Origin of the sequence: Pseudomonas sp. R1-1, assembly GCF_051132135.1 — a bacterium.
Classification (GTDB): domain Bacteria; phylum Pseudomonadota; class Gammaproteobacteria; order Pseudomonadales; family Pseudomonadaceae; genus Aquipseudomonas.
The window spans coordinates 3646970-3664519 of record NZ_CP071663.1; the positions used below are offsets into that span (position 1 = coordinate 3646970).

General features: G+C 61.3%; 16 protein-coding genes. 12 read left to right on the forward strand and 4 right to left on the reverse strand.

Annotated elements, in window-relative coordinates:
• Nucleotides 1-5: 5 nt before the first annotated feature.
• Nucleotides 6-1328, reverse strand: a complete 1323-nt coding sequence (locus tag J3P75_RS16280) for an MFS transporter (protein ID WP_434707431.1) — start codon at nt 1326-1328, stop codon at nt 6-8.
• A gap of 194 nt (nt 1329-1522) precedes the next feature.
• Between J3P75_RS16280 and J3P75_RS16285 the strand changes: the two genes are divergently transcribed.
• Both J3P75_RS16285 and J3P75_RS16290 read left to right on the forward strand, forming a co-directional pair.
• Nucleotides 1523-3259: an IlvD/Edd family dehydratase gene (locus J3P75_RS16285; protein ID WP_090282935.1), complete on the forward strand. Its 1737-nt coding sequence runs from the start codon at nt 1523-1525 to the stop codon at nt 3257-3259.
• A 199-nt stretch (nt 3260-3458) separates the two neighbouring features.
• Nucleotides 3459-4178: a FadR/GntR family transcriptional regulator gene (locus tag J3P75_RS16290; protein WP_434707432.1), complete on the forward strand. Its 720-nt coding sequence runs from the start codon at nt 3459-3461 to the stop codon at nt 4176-4178.
• Between the two features lie 313 nt (nt 4179-4491).
• On the opposite strand, the gene J3P75_RS16295 is transcribed toward J3P75_RS16290, so the two are convergent.
• Both J3P75_RS16295 and J3P75_RS16300 read right to left on the reverse strand, forming a co-directional pair.
• Entirely contained in the window at nt 4492-6876 is a 2385-nt protein-coding gene (locus J3P75_RS16295) for an efflux RND transporter permease subunit (RefSeq protein ID WP_203421752.1), read from the reverse strand.
• Nucleotides 6873-7916 (reverse strand): WD40/YVTN/BNR-like repeat-containing protein, encoded by a 1044-nt coding sequence (locus J3P75_RS16300; protein ID WP_434707433.1) that lies wholly within the window; start codon nt 7914-7916, stop codon nt 6873-6875. Before J3P75_RS16300 ends, J3P75_RS16295 begins: the two co-directional genes overlap by 4 nt.
• 437 nt (nt 7917-8353) lie before the next feature.
• On the opposite strand from J3P75_RS16300, the gene J3P75_RS16305 reads away from it, so the two are divergent.
• From J3P75_RS16305 to J3P75_RS16335, 7 genes are all read left to right on the forward strand, one after another.
• Nucleotides 8354-8944, forward strand: coding sequence for an amino acid synthesis family protein (locus J3P75_RS16305; RefSeq protein ID WP_434707434.1), 591 nt, complete (start codon nt 8354-8356; stop codon nt 8942-8944).
• 31 nt (nt 8945-8975) lie between these two features.
• Nucleotides 8976-9809: an alpha/beta fold hydrolase gene (locus tag J3P75_RS16310; protein ID WP_434707435.1), complete on the forward strand. Its 834-nt coding sequence runs from the start codon at nt 8976-8978 to the stop codon at nt 9807-9809.
• Nucleotides 9806-11287: an aldehyde dehydrogenase gene (locus J3P75_RS16315; protein WP_206416021.1), complete on the forward strand. Its 1482-nt coding sequence runs from the start codon at nt 9806-9808 to the stop codon at nt 11285-11287. The genes J3P75_RS16310 and J3P75_RS16315 overlap by 4 nt, the downstream gene beginning before the upstream one ends.
• A 12-nt stretch (nt 11288-11299) precedes the next feature.
• A complete protein-coding gene (locus J3P75_RS16320) occupies nt 11300-11785 on the forward strand; it encodes a flavin reductase family protein (RefSeq protein ID WP_203421748.1) in 486 nt (161 codons plus the stop codon).
• Nucleotides 11786-11934: 149 nt separating this feature from the next.
• A complete protein-coding gene (locus J3P75_RS16325) occupies nt 11935-12324 on the forward strand; it encodes a carboxymuconolactone decarboxylase family protein (protein ID WP_434589462.1) in 390 nt (129 codons plus the stop codon).
• A 58-nt stretch (nt 12325-12382) separates the two neighbouring features.
• Nucleotides 12383-13135 (forward strand): GntR family transcriptional regulator, encoded by a 753-nt coding sequence (locus J3P75_RS16330; protein ID WP_090282928.1) that lies wholly within the window; start codon nt 12383-12385, stop codon nt 13133-13135.
• Nucleotide 13136: 1 nt separating this feature from the next.
• A complete protein-coding gene (locus J3P75_RS16335; RefSeq protein ID WP_434707436.1) occupies nt 13137-13700 on the forward strand; it encodes an NUDIX hydrolase in 564 nt (187 codons plus the stop codon).
• 123 nt (nt 13701-13823) lie between these two features.
• Here the strand turns inward: J3P75_RS16335 and J3P75_RS16340 are convergent, their stop codons facing one another.
• Nucleotides 13824-14120 (reverse strand): DUF1330 domain-containing protein, encoded by a 297-nt coding sequence (locus J3P75_RS16340; RefSeq protein ID WP_434707437.1) that lies wholly within the window; start codon nt 14118-14120, stop codon nt 13824-13826.
• Nucleotides 14121-14188: 68 nt separating this feature from the next.
• Between J3P75_RS16340 and ribBA the strand changes: the two genes are divergently transcribed.
• The 3 genes from ribBA (at nt 14189) to J3P75_RS16355 (ending at nt 17550) form a co-directional block, all read left to right on the forward strand.
• A complete protein-coding gene (ribBA, locus tag J3P75_RS16345; protein ID WP_434707439.1) occupies nt 14189-15298 on the forward strand; it encodes a bifunctional 3,4-dihydroxy-2-butanone-4-phosphate synthase/GTP cyclohydrolase II in 1110 nt (369 codons plus the stop codon).
• Between the two features lie 321 nt (nt 15299-15619).
• Entirely contained in the window at nt 15620-16645 is a 1026-nt protein-coding gene (locus tag J3P75_RS16350) for an ABC transporter substrate-binding protein (protein ID WP_434707440.1), read from the forward strand.
• Nucleotides 16642-17550 carry an ABC transporter permease gene (locus J3P75_RS16355; protein ID WP_434711321.1) on the forward strand — a complete coding sequence of 303 codons (909 nt, stop codon included), beginning with the start codon at nt 16642-16644 and terminating at the stop codon, nt 17548-17550. Before J3P75_RS16350 ends, J3P75_RS16355 begins: the two co-directional genes overlap by 4 nt.

The following is a 17550-nucleotide window of genomic DNA, read 5'->3' on the forward strand; positions in this document are numbered from 1 at the left end:
AGAATTCAGGTGCGGGTCGCACCGCGTGCACTCGCAGCAAACTGCTCAACCGGCAGCACATGCTTGCGCTCCAGCACGCGATAAACGATGCCGGTCAGAATCAGCCCGAACACCATCACGCCCGAGAGGAAGTACAGCCCCGAAGCCAGATTGCCGGTGTATTCCTTCAACGCGCCGATCACGAACGGCCCGATGTACCCGCCCAGATTGCCCACCGAGTTGATCAGTGCGATCCCCGCTGCCGCGCTCGCGCCGGCAAAGAACCGCCCCGGCAAGGTCCAGAACACCGCCGTGCAGGAAAACAGCGCAAACGCCACCAGACACAGCGCCGCCAGTTGCGCGACGGGTAGCGACAGCCAGGCACTGAGGAACAGACCCAGCGCCCCGAGTACATACAGCACCGCCAGGTGCCCGTAGCGATCATTCAAGCGGTCGGAACTGCGCGGAATGATCAGCAGGCCGATGATGCCGAAGATGTACGGCACCGAGGAGACGAAACCGGTGACCAGGTCGCTGCCGCCAAACTGCTTGATCAGCGTCGGCAGCCACAGGCCGAGGCCATAAATGCTCAGGGTCACTGGCAGGTAGAACAGCGCCAGCAGCAATACGCGTTTGTCTTTCAGCGCATGCAGCGGATTGCCGTGACGGGTCTGGCCGTATTCCTGCAGATCCTTTTTCAGTTCGCCGGTCAGCCAGTCTTTTTCTGCCTGATCCATCCACTTCACTTGTTGCGGGCCGTCCGGCAGCCAGCGCAGCACCGGCCAGGTCAACAGAATCGCCGGGGTGCCGATGACGATAAACAGCCACTGCCAGCCGTGCAGGCCAAGGATGCCGTCCATGCCGAGCAAACCGCCGGACACGGGTCCGGTGATCATCATCGCGATCGGTTGCGAGAGGATGAACAGGCCGAGGATCTTGCCGCGATGGCGCACCGGGAACCATTGGGTGATGTAGTACAGCACGCCCGGAAAGAAGCCCGCCTCGGCCGCGCCGAGCAGAAAGCGCATCACATAGAAGCTGTGCGGGCCCTGAACGAAGGCCATGCCGATGGTGATTGCGCCCCAAGTGATCATGATCCGCGCGAACCAGCGCCGCGCGCCGAAGCGTTCGAGCATCAGGTTGCTGGGGATTTCGAGCAGGAAGTAACCAATGAAGAACAGCCCGGCGCCCAGGCCATAGGCGGCATCGCCAATGCCGATGTCGGCGCCCATGTGCAGCTTGGCGAAGCCGACGGCGGAGCGATCCACATAGGCGATCAGGTACAGCAGGATCAGGAAGGGAATCAGTTTCAGTGTGATGCGCCGGATAAGCCGTAATTCCTGGCTCATGAGATCGGTCTCCGATTGTTGTTTTTATAGAACCTCGGGGGACGCCTCTCGCTGCACAGCTGCCAGGGCCATCCCTCCGTCGAAAACGACTATATAGTAATACTAATTACGCAACAACACTTCCAAAGCGGCGAATTTGCGCTTATGTTAGGCCATCGCTGGAACACTATAGTCATACAATAAGAGAATCGATCATGGCTGATAAGAAACCCACCCTGCGCTCCGCCCAATGGTTTGGCACGGCCGACAAGAACGGCTTCATGTACCGCAGCTGGATGAAGAATCAGGGCATCGCCGACCATCAGTTTCACGGCAAGCCGATCATCGGCATCTGCAACACCTGGTCGGAGCTGACGCCGTGCAACGCGCATTTCCGCCAGATCGCCGAGCACGTCAAACGCGGCGTGATCGAAGCCGGTGGTTTTCCAGTGGAATTTCCAGTGTTCTCCAACGGCGAATCGAACCTGCGCCCGACCGCCATGCTCACCCGCAACCTGGCGAGCATGGACGTTGAGGAAGCGATTCGTGGCAACCCGATCGACGGCGTAGTGCTGCTGACCGGTTGCGACAAGACCACCCCGGCGCTGCTGATGGGCGCGGCCAGTTGCGACGTGCCAGCGATCGTTGTCACCGGCGGGCCGATGCTCAACGGCAAGCACAAGGGCAAGGACATCGGCTCGGGCACGGTGGTCTGGCAGCTCAGCGAACAGGTCAAGGCCGGCACCATCACCATCGACGATTTCCTCGCGGCCGAAGGCGGCATGTCGCGCTCGGCGGGCACCTGCAACACCATGGGCACCGCCTCGACCATGGCCTGCATGGCCGAAGCACTGGGCACTTCCCTGCCGCACAACGCAGCGATCCCGGCGGTGGATGCGCGCCGTTACGTGCTGGCGCACATGTCCGGTATGCGCGCCGTGGAAATGGTGCGCGAAGACCTGAAACTGTCGAAGATCCTCACCAAGGAAGCCTTCGAAAACGCCATTCGCGTCAACGCCGCCATCGGTGGTTCGACCAACGCTGTAATTCACTTGAAAGCCATTGCCGGGCGCATCGGCGTCGAGCTCGATCTGGACGACTGGACGCGCATCGGTCGCGGCATGCCGACCATCGTCGACCTGCAGCCGTCCGGACGCTTCCTGATGGAGGAGTTCTATTACGCCGGTGGATTGCCTGCGGTGCTGCGTCGCCTCGGCGAAGCCAATCTGATCCCCAATCCGAACGCGCTGACCGTCAACGGCAAATCGATCGGCGAGAACACCAAGGACGCGCCAATCTACGGCGAAGACGAAGTGATCCGCACGCTGGACAACCCGATCCGCGCCGACGGCGGTATCTGCGTACTGCGCGGCAACCTCGCGCCACTCGGTGCGGTGCTCAAACCCTCTGCCGCCACCGCTGAACTGATGCAGCATCGCGGCCGCGCCGTGGTCTTCGAGAACTTCGACATGTACAAGGCGCGGATCAACGATCCGGAGCTGGACGTCGACAAGGATTCGATCCTGGTGATGAAAAACTGCGGGCCGAAGGGTTATCCGGGCATGGCCGAAGTCGGCAACATGGGCTTGCCGGCCAAACTGTTGGCGCAGGGCGTGACCGACATGGTGCGCATTTCCGATGCACGGATGAGCGGCACCGCCTACGGCACGGTGGTCTTGCACGTCGCGCCGGAAGCGGCGGCCGGCGGGCCTCTGGCGACGGTGAAGGAAGGCGACTGGATCGAACTCGATTGCGCCAGCGGGCGTCTGCACCTGGACATTTCCGATGCCGAACTGGCCGCGCGCATGGCCGACCTGCAGCCACCGCAGCAATTGTTGGTGGGCGGCTATCGTCAGCTGTACATCGACCATGTGCTGCAAGCGGATCAGGGTTGCGACTTCGACTTCCTGGTCGGCTGCCGCGGCGCTGAAGTCCCGCGCCACTCACACTAACAACCGCCACCGATCGTTCCCACGCTCCGCGTGGGAATGCCTCAAGGGACGCTCCGCGTTCCAGCTCTGAAATGGGACGCAGAGCGTCCCGGGCTGCATTCCCACGCAGAGCGTGGGAACGATCATTGCCTGCCTCAAGATTGTCTGGTGCCTGCTATGATGCGCGGCATCTCCATCGCTCAGGATCGCGCCGCTCCCCATGGATTACCGCAAACCCTCCGACCGTAAAAGCATGCACTCGCGCATCGTCCAGGAACTGGGCATGCAGATCGTCTCCGGACGCTTTTTGCCCGACGACAAACTGCCCGCCGAAGCCCTGCTCTGCGAGGAGTACGCGGTCAGCCGGCCGGTGTTGCGCGAAGCCACGCGGGTGCTGGTGGCCAAGGGGCTGGTGTACTCTAGGCCGCGCGTCGGCACGGTGGTCAAGGCGCGCCGCGAATGGCACATGCTCGACCCGGACGTGCTGCACTGGCTGATGCAAAGCAGCCCGCAGAATGAATTCTTCAACGTCCTGACCAGCGTGCGCAGCATCATCGAACCCGCCGCTGCCGCCCTCGCCGCCCAGCACGCCACCGATGCCGACATCGCCGCCATCCATGAAGCGTATCAACGCATGGAAGCGGCGCCGACGCCGGAAGCCTTGTTGCAACCGGACCTGGACTTTCACAGCCGGATTGCCGACGCGACGCACAACGATTTGCTGGCGAATCTGTGCAACATGCTCGCGGTGGCGATTGCCGAGGCGTTGAAGCATTCCAATCAGCGGCCGAATCTGCATGAATTGGCGTTGCCGCGACACAAGGCGATTTTGACCGCCATTGAAAATCGCGATGCGCTGGGTGCAAGGCATGCGACGCTGGTGCAGCTGGATGATGCGCGGAGTGCGTTGAGTGTGGTGCTTGGCGCTGAGCTTTCTTAAGGCTTCAGACCGCTTGCCCTCACCCTAGCCCTCTCCCAGAGGTAGAGGGGACCGATTAGGGGATATTCGAGATTTACGCCGACTTGAACGATTTGCGCTGAATCCAACATCGCTTGGTATTGCAGGTCCAGTGATTTGCTTTGAATCTATAATCGACTCGATCTTTCAGGTCGACGTCTCAAGCCGCACACCTCGGTCAGTTCCCTCTCCCCTTGGGAGAGGGTTAGGGTGAGGGGCTGTTGATCTTGATCTTGATCCACAAAAAAAGCCGCAACCCCCAAAGGTTGCGGCTTTGTCGTTTCAGCCACTCAGATCAATGGGCAAACAACGAATTGCCCTTCTGCCCCGCCAGTTTCTCCGGCTTGATCAGGAACTTGGCCAGCGCCGGCAGCAGCCACAGCGCGCCAAACATGTTCCACAACAACATGAACGTCAGCATCAGCCCCATGTCAGCCTGGAACTTGATCGCCGAGAAGATCCACGTGCACACGCCGATCGCCAGGCACAGTCCGGTGAACAGCACGGCTTTACCGGTCGATTTCAGAGTCTGGTAATAGGCTTCCTGCAGCGGCAGCCCGGCACGCAGGAAACTTTCCAGACGGCTGTAGATGTAGATGCCGTAGTCGACGCCAATCCCCACCCCAAGCGCCACCACCGGCAACGTCGCGACTTTCACGCCGATGCCCATGAACGCCATCAGCGCGTTGCCGAGGACCGAGGTCAGTACCAGCGGCAGGACGATGCACAGGGTTGCCGCCCACGAGCGGAAGGTGATCATGCACATCACCGCGACGCAGATGTACACCAGAATCAGGATGGTCAGCTCGGCCTGTTTGATGACTTCGTTGGTCGCCGCTTCGATCCCGGCGTTACCGGCGGCGAGGATGAATTCCAGGCCGTCCTTGTTGTTTTCCTTGGCGAATTCCTGCACCGCGTTCACCGCACGATCGAGGGTTTCAGCCTTGTGATCGTTGAGGAACACCAGCACCGGCGCCAGTGAGCAACTGTTGTTGTAGAGGCCGTCGGCACGGGCGATCGAGTTGTTCAGCACGTCCGGGTTGCGCGACAGGGTTTCCCATTTCAGGTTGCCCTCGTTCATGCCCTTGATCATCTGTTTGGACACGGTCACCAGCGAGATCGCCGACTGCACGCCCTCGGTGTTCTGCATCTTCCACATCAACTGATCGATCGGCGCCATGGCTTCGTAGCGCGAGCAGCCTTCGGCCTTGGTCTTAACCATCACCACCAGCACGTCGGAGCTGGTCGAGTAGTTGCTGATGATGAAGTTGTTGTCCTTGTTGTAGCGCGAGTCCGGGCGCAGTTCCGGCGCACCCTGGTCGAGGTCGCCGATTTTCAGGTTCTGGCTGTACCAGAGGCCGCCGCCGAAAGCGATCAGCGCCAGCACCACCGAGATGCGTGCGACTTTCGGATTGGCGAAGTTCGACAGCAGGCGCCAGAACGGATGTTCGCGGTTAGCGTCTTTCTTGCTCTTGGCGATCGCGCGCTTGCTGATGCCGACATAGGAAATCGCCACCGGCAGCAGGATCAGGTTGGTAAAGACAATCACCGCCACGCCGATGGACGCGCCAATCGCCAGTTCACGGATCACACCGATGTCGATGATCAGCAAGGTAATGAAACCCACCGCGTCGGCCAGAATCGCGATCATCCCCGGTAGGAACAACTGCCGGAACGTGCGGCGCGCGGCAGTCAGCGCGTTATCGGCCTCGCTGGATTGCAGGGCGATACCGTTGATCTTCTGTACGCCGTGGGAAATACCGATGGCGAAGATCAGGAATGGCACCAGCATTGAATACGGATCGAGGCCGAAGCCGAAGAAGTGCATCAAGCCGAGCTGCCAGACCACCGCCACCAGCGTCGTACTCAACACGGCAATGGTGCTGCGCACGCAGTTGGTGAACCACAGCAGCAGGATCAAGGTGATGACGAAGGCGACGCCGAAGAACAGCACCACCATCACCAGCCCATCGATCAGGTCGCCGACCTTCTTGGCGAAACCGACGATATGGATCTTTACGTTGGGGTTCTGGGCTTCGAACTTGTTGCGGATCTTGTCTTCGAGTTCATGGGAGAACTGGCGATAGTCCAGGGCGAGCAACTTGCCCTGATCCTGCGGGTCCGGATACGACTCGAGCAACGGAATGTCGACGATGCTCGACTTGAAATCGTTGGCCACCAGACGCCCGACCTGGCCGGACTTAAGCACGTTGTTGCGCAGCAGATCGAGGCTGTCCTGCGAGCCGTTGTAGCTCTGCGGGATCACTTCACCACCGGCGAAGCCCTCTTCGGTCACTTCGGTCCAGCGCACGCTCGGGCTCCACAGCGACTTCAGCCCGGAGCGGTCGACGCCGGAGATGTAGAACACCTCGTCGTTGATCTGCCGCAGGGTCTCCATGTACTCCTTGGAGAAGATGTCGCCGTCAGTGGCTTCCACCGAAATACGCACGGTGTTGCCGAGGTTCGCCAGATCGTTGCGGTGCTCCATCATCTTTTCGATGAAGGGATGCTGCAGCGGGATCATTTTTTCGAAACTGGTCGACGGCCGGATCAGCGTGGCCTGCCAGAACAGGAAAATGCTCACCACCAGACAGATCAGAATCACCGCCGGGCGGTTGTTGAAAATCAGGCGTTCGAGGAACGTCGCCTTTTCCTGCTGGGGAGTGATCAAGGAAGTCATAGGCCCGCCTTCTTGTTATTGGTCTCGGCACCGTTTGGCTGGGTGAGGTGCACCCCGCCCTGCCCGCTCAGAATCAGATTGCCGTCGCCGGCCGCAGCGACCGACGACAGCGAAATGCGATCCGGGCGGTTGAATACGCTGAAGGTTTCGCCGTTATCGCTGCTGCTGATCACCGAACCGCCGTTGCCGACGATGACGATCGAGCCGTCTTCAAGCAGCGTGCCGCCGGACAGGCCGAACTCCAGCGCACCGCGCGCGGCTTTAAGCTCGACCTGCTCCCAGTTGCTGCCGAAATCGGTGGAGCGGTAGAGATTGCCGCGCAAGCCGTAGGCCAGCAGGGTCTGCGCTTGTGCCGTGCCGATCACGCCGAACAGCGAACCTTCGTACGGGCCTTCGAGCTTTTCCCAGGTCTGGCCGTCATCGGCCGAGCGGAACATGCTGCCCGACTCGCCGACGATGAACAGCCCGGCGTCTTTCACGGCAGCGATGGCGTTGAGGTGGAACTGGTCTTCGTTGTCGAGGCGGTCGCTGACGTCTTGCCAGTCCTTGCCGCCGTCGGTGGTTTCCAGCAGCGTGCCGTACGCGCCCACGGCAAAGCCGCTGTTGGCGTCCTTGAACCAGACGTCAAGCAGCGGCGATTCACGTTTGAGGTCTTCGAATTGCTTGGTCCAGGTCAGACCGCCGTCTGCACTGGCGAGGATCTGCGCGTCATGGCCGACTGCCCAGCCGCGCTGGTCGTCGACGAAATACACGGCGGTGAGCAGTTGCCGGGTTGGCACTTTGGCCTGGACCCAGGTCTTGCCCTGGTCATCGGAATAGAGAATGTGCCCACGGTCGCCAACCGCGACCAGGCGCGTGCCGGCATGGACCACATCGAGAATCAGGCTTTTCGCGGCCTTCGCCGATTCGGTGGCATACACCACGTCGGCGGGCGCCTCGGCGGCAATCACTGGCGCCGACAGTGTGGCAAAACCCAGCAGAGAGAGTGCTGTGACCAGCAACGCGGTGTTGCGCAACGCCGGCGGGCGGCAACGACTCATAGACCTTCCCCTATTTATTATTGTTGGGCCATCCGGCCTTCAAGGGCGCCGCAAGGGTGCTGCGATGATGGCTGATCAGAAGCATCGTCCTGAAACCCGCCATCCAGAGCCCCTTCGGAAGCTGGCTCATCCTATCGGGCTTTCGAAACGTCTGACAATCGGCGCCACGTTATCTTTTGTTAACCGTATTGCCGATGGATTCCCCTGTAGGAGTGAGCCTGCTCGCGATAGCGGTGTGTCAGCCAGTGATTTGCTAACTGACACACTGCTATCGCGAGCAGGCTCACTCCTACAGGGGCCGGCGGTGGTTTAGGGATTTGAATACATGACCATTCGCCGGGGTGATGCGGCAAAAATGCGCGAGGGGACTTGCACGATCGGTATTATGGTATACCATCAGACGCACAGATACTCTCAATCCCCCTACGGAGCAGCTCATGAGTTTCGAAATCCGCAAGATCGTCAGCTATGTCGAAGAAACCTTTATCGAAGGCGGCAAAGCCACCGACAAGCCTGTGACCATGGTTGGCCTCGCCGTGGTGATGAAGAACCCTTGGGTGGGCAACGGTTTTGTCGAAGACCTGAAGCCGCAGATCCGCGCCAACTGCTCTGACCTCGGCGCGCTGATGGTCGAGCGTCTGGTCGGCATCATTGGCGGCGCGGAGAAAATCGAAGCCTACGGTAAAGCCGCAGTGGTCGGCGCTGATGGCGAGATCGAACACGCCTCCGCCGTGATCCACACCCTGCGCTTCGGCAACCATTATCGCGAAGCGGTCAACGCCAAGAGCTACCTGAGCTTCACCAACAAGCGCGGCGGCCCGGGCACCTCGATCCAGATCCCGATGATGCACAAGGACGACGAAGGTCAGCGTTCGCACTACATCACCCTGGAAATGCAGATCGAAGACGCCCCGCGTGCCGACGAAATCGTCGTGGTACTGGGTTGTGCCGACGGTGGTCGCCTGCATCCGCGCATTGGCAGCCGCTACATCGATCTGGAAGAACTGGCCGCCGAAAAAGCCCAGTAACCACAATAAAAAGGCATTGCAGGAGCGCTCCATGATTCGGCTCACCGCTGAACTCACCCCGGCTGGCACCAGTTACCTGGCGACCGGCCAAGGCCAGCCCGTGGTTTTGATCCACGGCGTGGGCCTGAACAAAGAAATGTGGGGCGGCCAGATCGTTGGCCTGTCCAGCGACTATCAGGTGATCGCCTACGACATGCTCGGCCACGGCGCCAGTCCACGGCCGGCCAGCGGCACCGACCTCCTCGGTTACGCCGATCAGTTGCTCGAGCTGCTCGATCACCTGAACCTGCCGCAGGCCGCAGTGATCGGCTTCTCCATGGGCGGCCTGGTCGCGCGGGCGTTTGCCCTGCACCACCCTGAGCGCCTGCAAAGCTTGGTGGTGCTCAACAGCGTGTTCAACCGCAGCGAAGAGCAGCGTGCCGGCGTCATCGCACGCACCGCGCAGGCCGCCGAGCATGGCCCGGACGCTAACGCCGAAGCGGCGCTGTCACGCTGGTTCAGCCGTGAGTATCAGGCGGCCAACCCGGCGCAGATCGCCGCGCTGCGCCAGACCCTGGCCAACAACGATCCGCAGGGTTACCTGACCACCTACGAACTGTTCGCCACCCAGGACATGTACCGCGCCGACGACCTCGGCACGATCACCGCACCGACCTTGATCGCCACTGGCGAGCTCGACCCCGGTTCGACCCCGGAAATGGCCGAGCAATTGGCCAAGCGCATTCCCGGTGCGAAGGTTGCCGTGCTCCCCGAGCAACGGCATATGATGCCGGTAGAGTCGCCGCGTCTGGTCAACCAGACCTTGCTGCAATTTCTGCAATTCGCACACTCCCGACAAAACCATATAAAGGGGATCGTTGCATGACACTCGCACGCTTCCAGATGTGCATCGGCGGAGCATGGGTCGACGCCCTCTCCGGCAAGACCTTCGAAAGCCTCAACCCGGCCTCGGCGCAAGCCTGGGCCGAACTGCCCGATGCCGATGAAGCCGACGTCGAACGCGCCGTGCAAGCTGCGCAAACGGCGTTCGACAGCCCGGCCTGGCGCGGCCTGACCGCCACCGCACGGGGCAAGCTGTTGCGTCGCCTCGGTGATTTGATCGCCGAAAACAAGGAACAACTGGCGCAGCTGGAAAGCCGCGACAATGGCAAGCTGATCCGCGAAACCCGTGGTCAGGTTGGCTATCTGCCGGAGTTCTTCCACTACACCGCGGGCCTCGCCGACAAGCTTGAAGGCGGCACCCTGCCGCTGGACAAGCCCGACCTGTTTGCCTACACCGTGCACGAAGCCATGGGTGTGGTCGCCGCGATCATTCCGTGGAACAGCCCGCTGTATCTGACGGCAATCAAACTGGCCCCGGCGCTCGCCGCCGGCAACACCATTGTGATCAAGCCGTCCGAGCACGCTTCGGCAACGATTCTGGAACTGGCGCGGCTGGCCCTCGAAGCCGGGATTCCCCCAGGCGTGGTCAACGTCGTCACCGGTTACGGCCCGAGCACAGGCGCCGCCCTCACCCGCCATCCGCTGATCCGCAAGATCGCCTTCACCGGCGGCGCGGCGACGGCACGGCATGTGGTGCGCAGCAGCGCCGAGAACTTCGCCAAGCTGTCGCTGGAACTGGGCGGCAAGTCGCCGAACATCATCTTCGCCGACGCCGATCTGGACAGCGCGATCAACGGCGCGATTGCCGGGATCTACGCGGCGTCCGGGCAGAGTTGCGTGTCCGGTTCGCGCCTGCTGGTGCAGGACGAAATCTACGACGAGTTCGTCAATCGTCTGGTCGAACGTGCCCAGCGCATCCGCATCGGCAATCCGCAGGAAGACCACAGCGAGATGGGCCCGATGGCCACCGCGCAGCAATTGGCGGTAGTCGAAGGCCTGGTCGCCGATGCCATTGCTGAAGGCGCGCGCCTGCGCACTGGCGGCAAGCGTCCGAGCGATGTCGGCGAAGGCTGGTTCTACGAGCCGACGCTGTTCGAATGCGACCGCAACTCGATGAAGATCATGCAGGAGGAAGTCTTCGGTCCGGTGGCTTCGGTGATCCGTTTCAAAGATGAAGCCGAAGCGCTGGCAATCGCCAACGACTCGCAGTTCGGCCTCGCCGCCGGCATCTGGACCCGCGACCTGGGCCGTGCCCATCGCCTGGCGCGCGATGTGCGCTCGGGGATCATCTGGGTCAACACTTACCGCGCGGTGTCGGCGATGGCGCCGATCGGCGGCTTCAAGAACAGTGGCTATGGACGCGAAAGCGGCATCGATTCGGTGCTGGCCTACACCGAACTGAAAACGGTGTGGATCAATCTCTCCCAGGCGCCAATGCCTGATCCGTTTGTGATGCGCTAGGAGTCCTGCGAAATGATCGAACCCGGCATTTACAAAGACGTCATGAGCTCGTTTCCGTCCGGCGTCACGGTGGTCACGACGCTGGACCCGGACGGCGGCATCGTCGGCATCACCGCCAGCGCCTTCAGCGCGCTGTCGATTGACCCGGCGCTGGTGCTGTTCTGCCCCAACTACGCCTCCGACACCTACCCGGTGCTGCGCGATAGCAAGAAGTTCGCCATTCACTTGCTCTCCGCCGAGCAGACCGCCGAAGCCTATGCGTTCGCCGGCAAGGGCAAGGACAAGGCCAAAGACATCGAGTGGCACTTGAGCGATCTGGGCAACCCGATCCTCGCCAAGGCCACGGCGATCATCGAGTGCGAGTTGTGGCGTGAATACGATGGCGGCGACCACGCGATCATCGTCGGCGCAGTGAAGCACCTGATCCTGCCCGAGCAACCGGTCACGCCGATGATTTATCACAAGGGCAAGCTCGGCCCCCTGCCGACCCTGGCCTGACAAATTCACACAAATCCCTGTAGGAGTGAGCCTGCTCCGGGCGGCGATCCGACGTTAGCGGACTGACATTCAACATTGATGTCGACTGATCCACCGCGATCGCAAGCAGGCTCACTCCTACAGGGGAATTGTGGTGAATGGAGGATTTCATGAGTAACGAAAAGTACCAAAAAGGCCTGAAAATCCGCACCCAGGTATTGGGCGAAGCCTACGTGCAGCGCTCGATCGACAACGCCGATGACTTCACCCGTCCGCTGCAGGAAATGGTCACCGAGTACTGCTGGGGCCATGTCTGGGGGCGTGAGGGTTTGTCGCTCAAGGAGCGCAGCATGATCAACCTGGCGATGATCTCGGCGCTCAACCGCCCGCACGAACTCAAGCTGCATGTGCGTGGCGCCTTGCGTAACGGCCTGAGTCGTGAGCAAATACGCGAAATTCTGCTTCAGGTCGGCATTTATTGCGGCGTTCCGGCAGCCGTGGACAGTTTCCGGCTGGCCCGTGAAGCCTTTGCCGAAGCCGACGCCGAGGCCTCCAGTTAACCCCTCGGCTGTTTAGATGCCCGTCTGGCATGGACAGCCAAGCTAAAGAGCGGACCCCATGAAACGCCAGCCACTCGACGACAGCTTCAAGGTCAATCGCAACCCCGTTACCCTGCGCGAAATCGTGCTGGACAAGCTGCGTAGCGCGATCATGAATTTCCAGCTCATGCCGGGCGATCGTCTGGTCGAACGCGACCTGTGTGATCGCCTCGGCGTCAGCCGTACTTCGGTACGCGAAGCCTTGCGTCATCTTGAATCCGAAGGTCTGGTCGAATTCGCCGACGCCAAAGGCCCGCGCGTGGCGATCATCACCCTCGCCGACGCCGTCGATATCTACGAGCTGCGTTGCGTGCTCGAAGGCCTGATCGTTCAGCTGTTCACCCTGCGCGCCAAGGCCAAGGACATCAAAGCCCTGGAAAAAGCCCTCGACGACAACCGCAAGGCGTTGAAAGACGGCGAGCTACAGCAGGTGATCGACTCGGTGCAGGGCTTCTATGACGTGCTGCTCGAAGGTTCGGGCAACCACGTCGCCGCCACCCAGTTGCGCCAGTTGCAGGCGCGCATCAGTTACCTGCGCGCGACCTCGGTGTCGCAGGAAAACCGTCGCGGCGCCAGCAACCACGAGATGGAAAAAATGGTCGCGGCAATCAAGAGCGGCGATCCGCTGGCGGCGCATCAGGCCTGTGTGGATCACGTGCGCGCCGCGGCTGCCGTGGCCCTCGACTACCTCAAGCGCAAGCAGGAAGAGACTGGCGCGACGCCGGCGATCACCCTGCCCATCGCGCTGAAAGAACCGCGTATAGGTCACTGAGATGTTCAGCCCGAGCTATTGCCCGAAATGCGGTGGCCCTGACCTCGGTCAGCAGATACCAGCGGGCGATACGCATGAGCGCCTGATGTGCCGCGGCTGCGGCTACATCCACTACGTCAATCCGAAAATCATTGCCGGCTGCATCATCGAGCAGGACGGCAAATACCTCTTGTGCCAACGGGCGATCCCGCCGCGTCCGGGCACCTGGACGCTGCCCGCCGGTTTCATGGAAAGCTTTGAGACCACCGAGCAGGCGGCGTTGCGCGAAGTCTGGGAAGAAAGCGGCGTGCGCGCCGAGATTGTCTCGCCGTATTCGATTTTCAGCGTGCCGAAGATCAGCGAGGTGTACATCATCTTCCGCGCCATCGCCCTGGAGATTACCGGGCAGTACGGGCCGGAGACGCTGGACTACAAGTTCTTTGCCCCTAAAGACATCCCGTGGGAACAGATCTACTACCCGGCGATCCGGCAGATTCTCGAGCGCTATATCGAAGAGCGCCAGGCGGGGGTCTACGGGATTTACATGGGCAATGACGACAGCGGCAAAATTCACTTCATGCGCTGATGTCTGATCGTTCCCACGCTCCGCGTGGGAATGCCTCTACGGACGCTCCGCGTTCGGCTCTGGATGGGACGCAGAGCGTCCCGGGCTGCATTCCCACGCGGAGCGTGGGAACGATCATGCGGCTCAGATCGGTGCGTAGGCCTCAACGATAATGATCTCCGCCCTCGCCCAGTCCTCGCGATAACTTTTCGCTTCCTGATACGCCGCCGAACGGTAGCACGCCACGGCTTGCTCATAGCTTTCGAACTCGATGATTACCGTGCGTTGCGGCGTTTCGCGGCCTTCCATCGCTTCGCTGCGTCCGCCTCTGGCGAGAAATACGCCACCGTACGCGGCAATCGCCTGCGGCGTGCGCTGGGTGTATTGGCTGTAGTGTTCGGCATCGGCTATATCCACATGAGCAATCCAGTACGCCTTCATAGTGACCTCTTTGTTGATTTTGTATTATGGTATACCAATATATTTCCAACGAACCCTGAGAGTCCAGCATGGCCTTCAACAGCATCGAAGAAATCATCGACGATTATCGCCTCGGCAAAATGGTTTTGCTGGTCGATGACGAAGACCGCGAGAACGAAGGCGACCTGTTGCTGGCCGCCGACCGCTGCACGCCCGAGGCGATCAGCTTCATGGCCCGCGAAGCGCGCGGGCTGATCTGCCTGACCCTGACCGATGAACATTGCCAGCGTTTGGGCCTGGAGCAAATGGTCCCGAGCAACGGCAGCGTATTCAGCACCGCGTTCACCGTATCGATTGAAGCAGCCGTCGGCGTAACTACCGGGATTTCCGCAGCCGATCGCGCCTGCACCGTCGCCGCCGCCGTGGCGCCAAATGCCCGTGCCGAGGATCTGGCGCAGCCCGGCCATATCTTCCCGCTGCGCGCCAAGGAAGGCGGTGTGCTGACCCGCGCCGGCCACACCGAAGCCGGCTGTGACCTGGCGCGACTGGCCGGTTTCACTCCGGCCTCGGTGATCGTCGAGGTGATGAACGACGATGGCACCATGGCCCGGCGCCCGGATCTGGAACTGTTCGCACGCAAGCACGGGATCAAGATCGGCACCATCGCCGACCTGATCCACTATCGCCTGAGCACCGAGCACACCATCGAACGCATCGGCGAACGTGAACTGCCGACGGTGCATGGCACCTTCCGCTTGATCACCTTTGAAGACCGCATCGAAGGCGGCGTGCACATGGCGATGGTCATGGGCGATCTGCGCCGTGATGAGCCGACCCTGGTGCGCGTGCATGTGATCGATCCGCTGCGCGATCTGGTCGGTGCAGAATACAGCGGGCCGAAGAACTGGACGCTGTGGGCGGCGCTGCAACGGGTCGCTGCCGAAGGTCACGGGGTGGTCGTGGTGCTGGCCAACCATGAGTCGTCACAGGCGCTGCTGGAGCGGGTGCCGCAACTGACCCAGCCACCGCGGCAGTTCAGCCGCTCGCAGTCGCGGATCTATTCGGAGGTCGGCACCGGAGCGCAGATTCTGCAGAACCTCGGGGTTGGCAAGCTGCGGCATCTGGGGCCGCCGCTGAAATATGCGGGGTTGACCGGGTATGACCTTGAGGTGGTCGAGAGTATTCCGTTCACCGAATAACCCAAGACGAGCACAAATCCAAATGTAGGAGTGAGCCTGCTCGCGATAGCGGTGTGACATTCAATAATGATGTCGGCTGATACACCGCTATCGCGAGCAGGCTCACTCCTACAGGGGTTTTGCATTTCAGATCGAGTCCTTCAAACAACATAAAAGCCCACTCGCCAGATAACCGGTAAGGCAAAGTGCTTGCACAAAGTTTGGAATACCATAATATGATATTCCATAGACCGGACACTCCAACGAACGTCCATCTACTGCTCCCGTGAGGCGGGCAACAACGCAAGCCCGCTCAATAAACACAACAATGAGGGCGTAAAAATGGTGTTGAACAAAGCTGCAACCGCAATTCTTTTTGCGGGACTGCTCAGCGTCACCGGCCAGGCTGCGATGGCTGCCGAAAGCGTCAACTTCGTCAGTTGGGGCGGTAGCACCCAGGATGCGCAGAAACAGGCCTGGGCCGATCCGTTCAGCAAGGCCAGCGGCATCACCGTCGTCCAGGACGGGCCGACCGACTACGGCAAACTCAAGGCCATGGTCGAGAGCGGCAACGTGCAGTGGGACGTGGTCGATGTCGAAGCCGATTTCGCCCTGCGCGCCGCGGCTGAAGGCCTGCTCGAACCCCTCGATTTCAAAGTGATCCAGCGCGACAGGATCGACCCGCGCTTCGTCAACGATCACGGCGTCGGCTCGTTCTTCTTCTCCTTTGTCCTCGGCTACAACGAAGGCAAGCTCGGCGCCAACAAGCCGCAGGACTGGAGCGCCCTGTTCGACACCAAGACTTACCCAGGCAAACGCGCCTTGTACAAATGGCCAAGCCCCGGCGTGCTCGAGCTCGCACTGCTGGCCGATGGCGTCGCGGCAGACAAACTCTACCCGCTCGACCTGGACCGCGCGTTCAAGAAACTCGACACCATCAAGAAAAACATCGTCTGGTGGGGCGGTGGCGCGCAGTCGCAGCAACTGCTGGCCTCCGGTGAAGCGAGCATGGGCCAGTTCTGGAACGGTCGCGTCCACGCTCTACAGGAAGACGGCGCGCCGGTCGGCGTGAGCTGGAAGCAGAACCTGGTCATGGCCGATATTCTGGTCGTGCCCAAAGGCGCGAAGAACAAGGACGCGGCGATGAAGTTCCTCGCCAACGCCAGCAGCGCCAAAGGCCAGGCCGACTTCTCCAACCTGACCGCCTACGCGCCGGTCAACCTCGACAGTGTGGAGCGTCTGGATTCGACGCTGGCCCCCAACCTGCCGACTGCCTACGCCAAGGATCAGATCACTCTTGATTTCGCGTACTGGGCCAAGAACGGTCCGGCCATCGCGACACGGTGGAACGAATGGCTGGTCAAATGAAAATGGCGGCCACTGCGCCCGTTCCGTCCACTGCCACCGGGAGCGCCGCCGGCGCTGCCGGTGCGTCCCTCAAGCAACGCTGGCGCGGCGCCGGCAACCTCGCCCCGGCGCTGTTGTTCCTCGGCCTGTTCTTTCTCGCGCCGTTGATTGGCCTGCTGTTGCGTGGTGTGCTCGAACCGACGCCAGGCCTTGGCAACTATGAACAACTGTTCGCCAACTCGGCGTATGCGCGGGTGCTGCTCAACACCTTCTCGGTGGCCGGGCTGGTGACCCTGTTCAGCCTGCTGCTGGGCTTTCCGCTGGCCTGGGCGATCACCCTGGTACCGCGCGGCTGGGGACGCTGGATTCTGAACATCGTGCTGCTGTCGATGTGGACCAGCCTGCTCGCCCGCACCTATTCGTGGCTGGTGTTGCTGCAAGCCTCGGGGGTGATCAACAAGGCGCTGATGGCCATGGGCATCATCGACCAGCCGCTGGAAATGGTGCACAACCTCACCGGCGTGGTGATCGGCATGAGCTACATCATGATCCCGTTCATCGTGCTGCCGTTGCAGGCGACCATGCAGGCCATCGATCCGATGATCCTGCAGGCCGGCTCGATCTGCGGCGCGAGCCCGTGGACCAACTTCTTCCGAGTGTTCCTGCCGCTGTGCCGGCCGGGCCTGGCTTCCGGCGGATTGATGGTGTTCGTGATGTCGCTCGGTTACTACGTCACCCCGGCGCTGCTCGGCGGCGCGCAGAACATGATGCTGCCGGAGTTCATCATTCAGCAGGTGCAATCGTTCCTCAATTGGGGCCTGGCCAGTGCCGGTGCCGCGTTGCTGATCGCGATCACGCTGGTGCTGTTCTACTTCTACCTGAAGCTTCAGCCGGAATCCCCGGTTGGCGCCAGCAACGCGAGGTAA

Excerpts from the sequence above, each read along its gene's own strand:
- J3P75_RS16280 (WP_434707431.1), bottom strand. The coding sequence starts at position 1,328 with ATGAGCCAGGAATTACGGCTTATCCGGCGCATCACACTGAAACTGATT.
- J3P75_RS16285 (WP_090282935.1), top strand. The coding sequence starts at position 1,523 with ATGGCTGATAAGAAACCCACCCTGCGCTCCGCCCAATGGTTTGGCACG.
- J3P75_RS16290 (WP_434707432.1), top strand. The coding sequence starts at position 3,459 with ATGGATTACCGCAAACCCTCCGACCGTAAAAGCATGCACTCGCGCATC.
- J3P75_RS16295 (WP_203421752.1), bottom strand. The coding sequence starts at position 6,876 with ATGACTTCCTTGATCACTCCCCAGCAGGAAAAGGCGACGTTCCTCGAA.
- J3P75_RS16300 (WP_434707433.1), bottom strand. The coding sequence starts at position 7,916 with ATGAGTCGTTGCCGCCCGCCGGCGTTGCGCAACACCGCGTTGCTGGTC.
- J3P75_RS16305 (WP_434707434.1), top strand. The coding sequence starts at position 8,354 with ATGAGTTTCGAAATCCGCAAGATCGTCAGCTATGTCGAAGAAACCTTT.
- J3P75_RS16310 (WP_434707435.1), top strand. The coding sequence starts at position 8,976 with ATGATTCGGCTCACCGCTGAACTCACCCCGGCTGGCACCAGTTACCTG.
- J3P75_RS16315 (WP_206416021.1), top strand. The coding sequence starts at position 9,806 with ATGACACTCGCACGCTTCCAGATGTGCATCGGCGGAGCATGGGTCGAC.
- J3P75_RS16320 (WP_203421748.1), top strand. The coding sequence starts at position 11,300 with ATGATCGAACCCGGCATTTACAAAGACGTCATGAGCTCGTTTCCGTCC.
- J3P75_RS16325 (WP_434589462.1), top strand. The coding sequence starts at position 11,935 with ATGAGTAACGAAAAGTACCAAAAAGGCCTGAAAATCCGCACCCAGGTA.
- J3P75_RS16330 (WP_090282928.1), top strand. The coding sequence starts at position 12,383 with ATGAAACGCCAGCCACTCGACGACAGCTTCAAGGTCAATCGCAACCCC.
- J3P75_RS16335 (WP_434707436.1), top strand. The coding sequence starts at position 13,137 with ATGTTCAGCCCGAGCTATTGCCCGAAATGCGGTGGCCCTGACCTCGGT.
- J3P75_RS16340 (WP_434707437.1), bottom strand. The coding sequence starts at position 14,120 with ATGAAGGCGTACTGGATTGCTCATGTGGATATAGCCGATGCCGAACAC.
- ribBA (WP_434707439.1), top strand. The coding sequence starts at position 14,189 with ATGGCCTTCAACAGCATCGAAGAAATCATCGACGATTATCGCCTCGGC.
- J3P75_RS16350 (WP_434707440.1), top strand. The coding sequence starts at position 15,620 with ATGGTGTTGAACAAAGCTGCAACCGCAATTCTTTTTGCGGGACTGCTC.
- J3P75_RS16355 (WP_434711321.1), top strand. The coding sequence starts at position 16,642 with ATGAAAATGGCGGCCACTGCGCCCGTTCCGTCCACTGCCACCGGGAGC.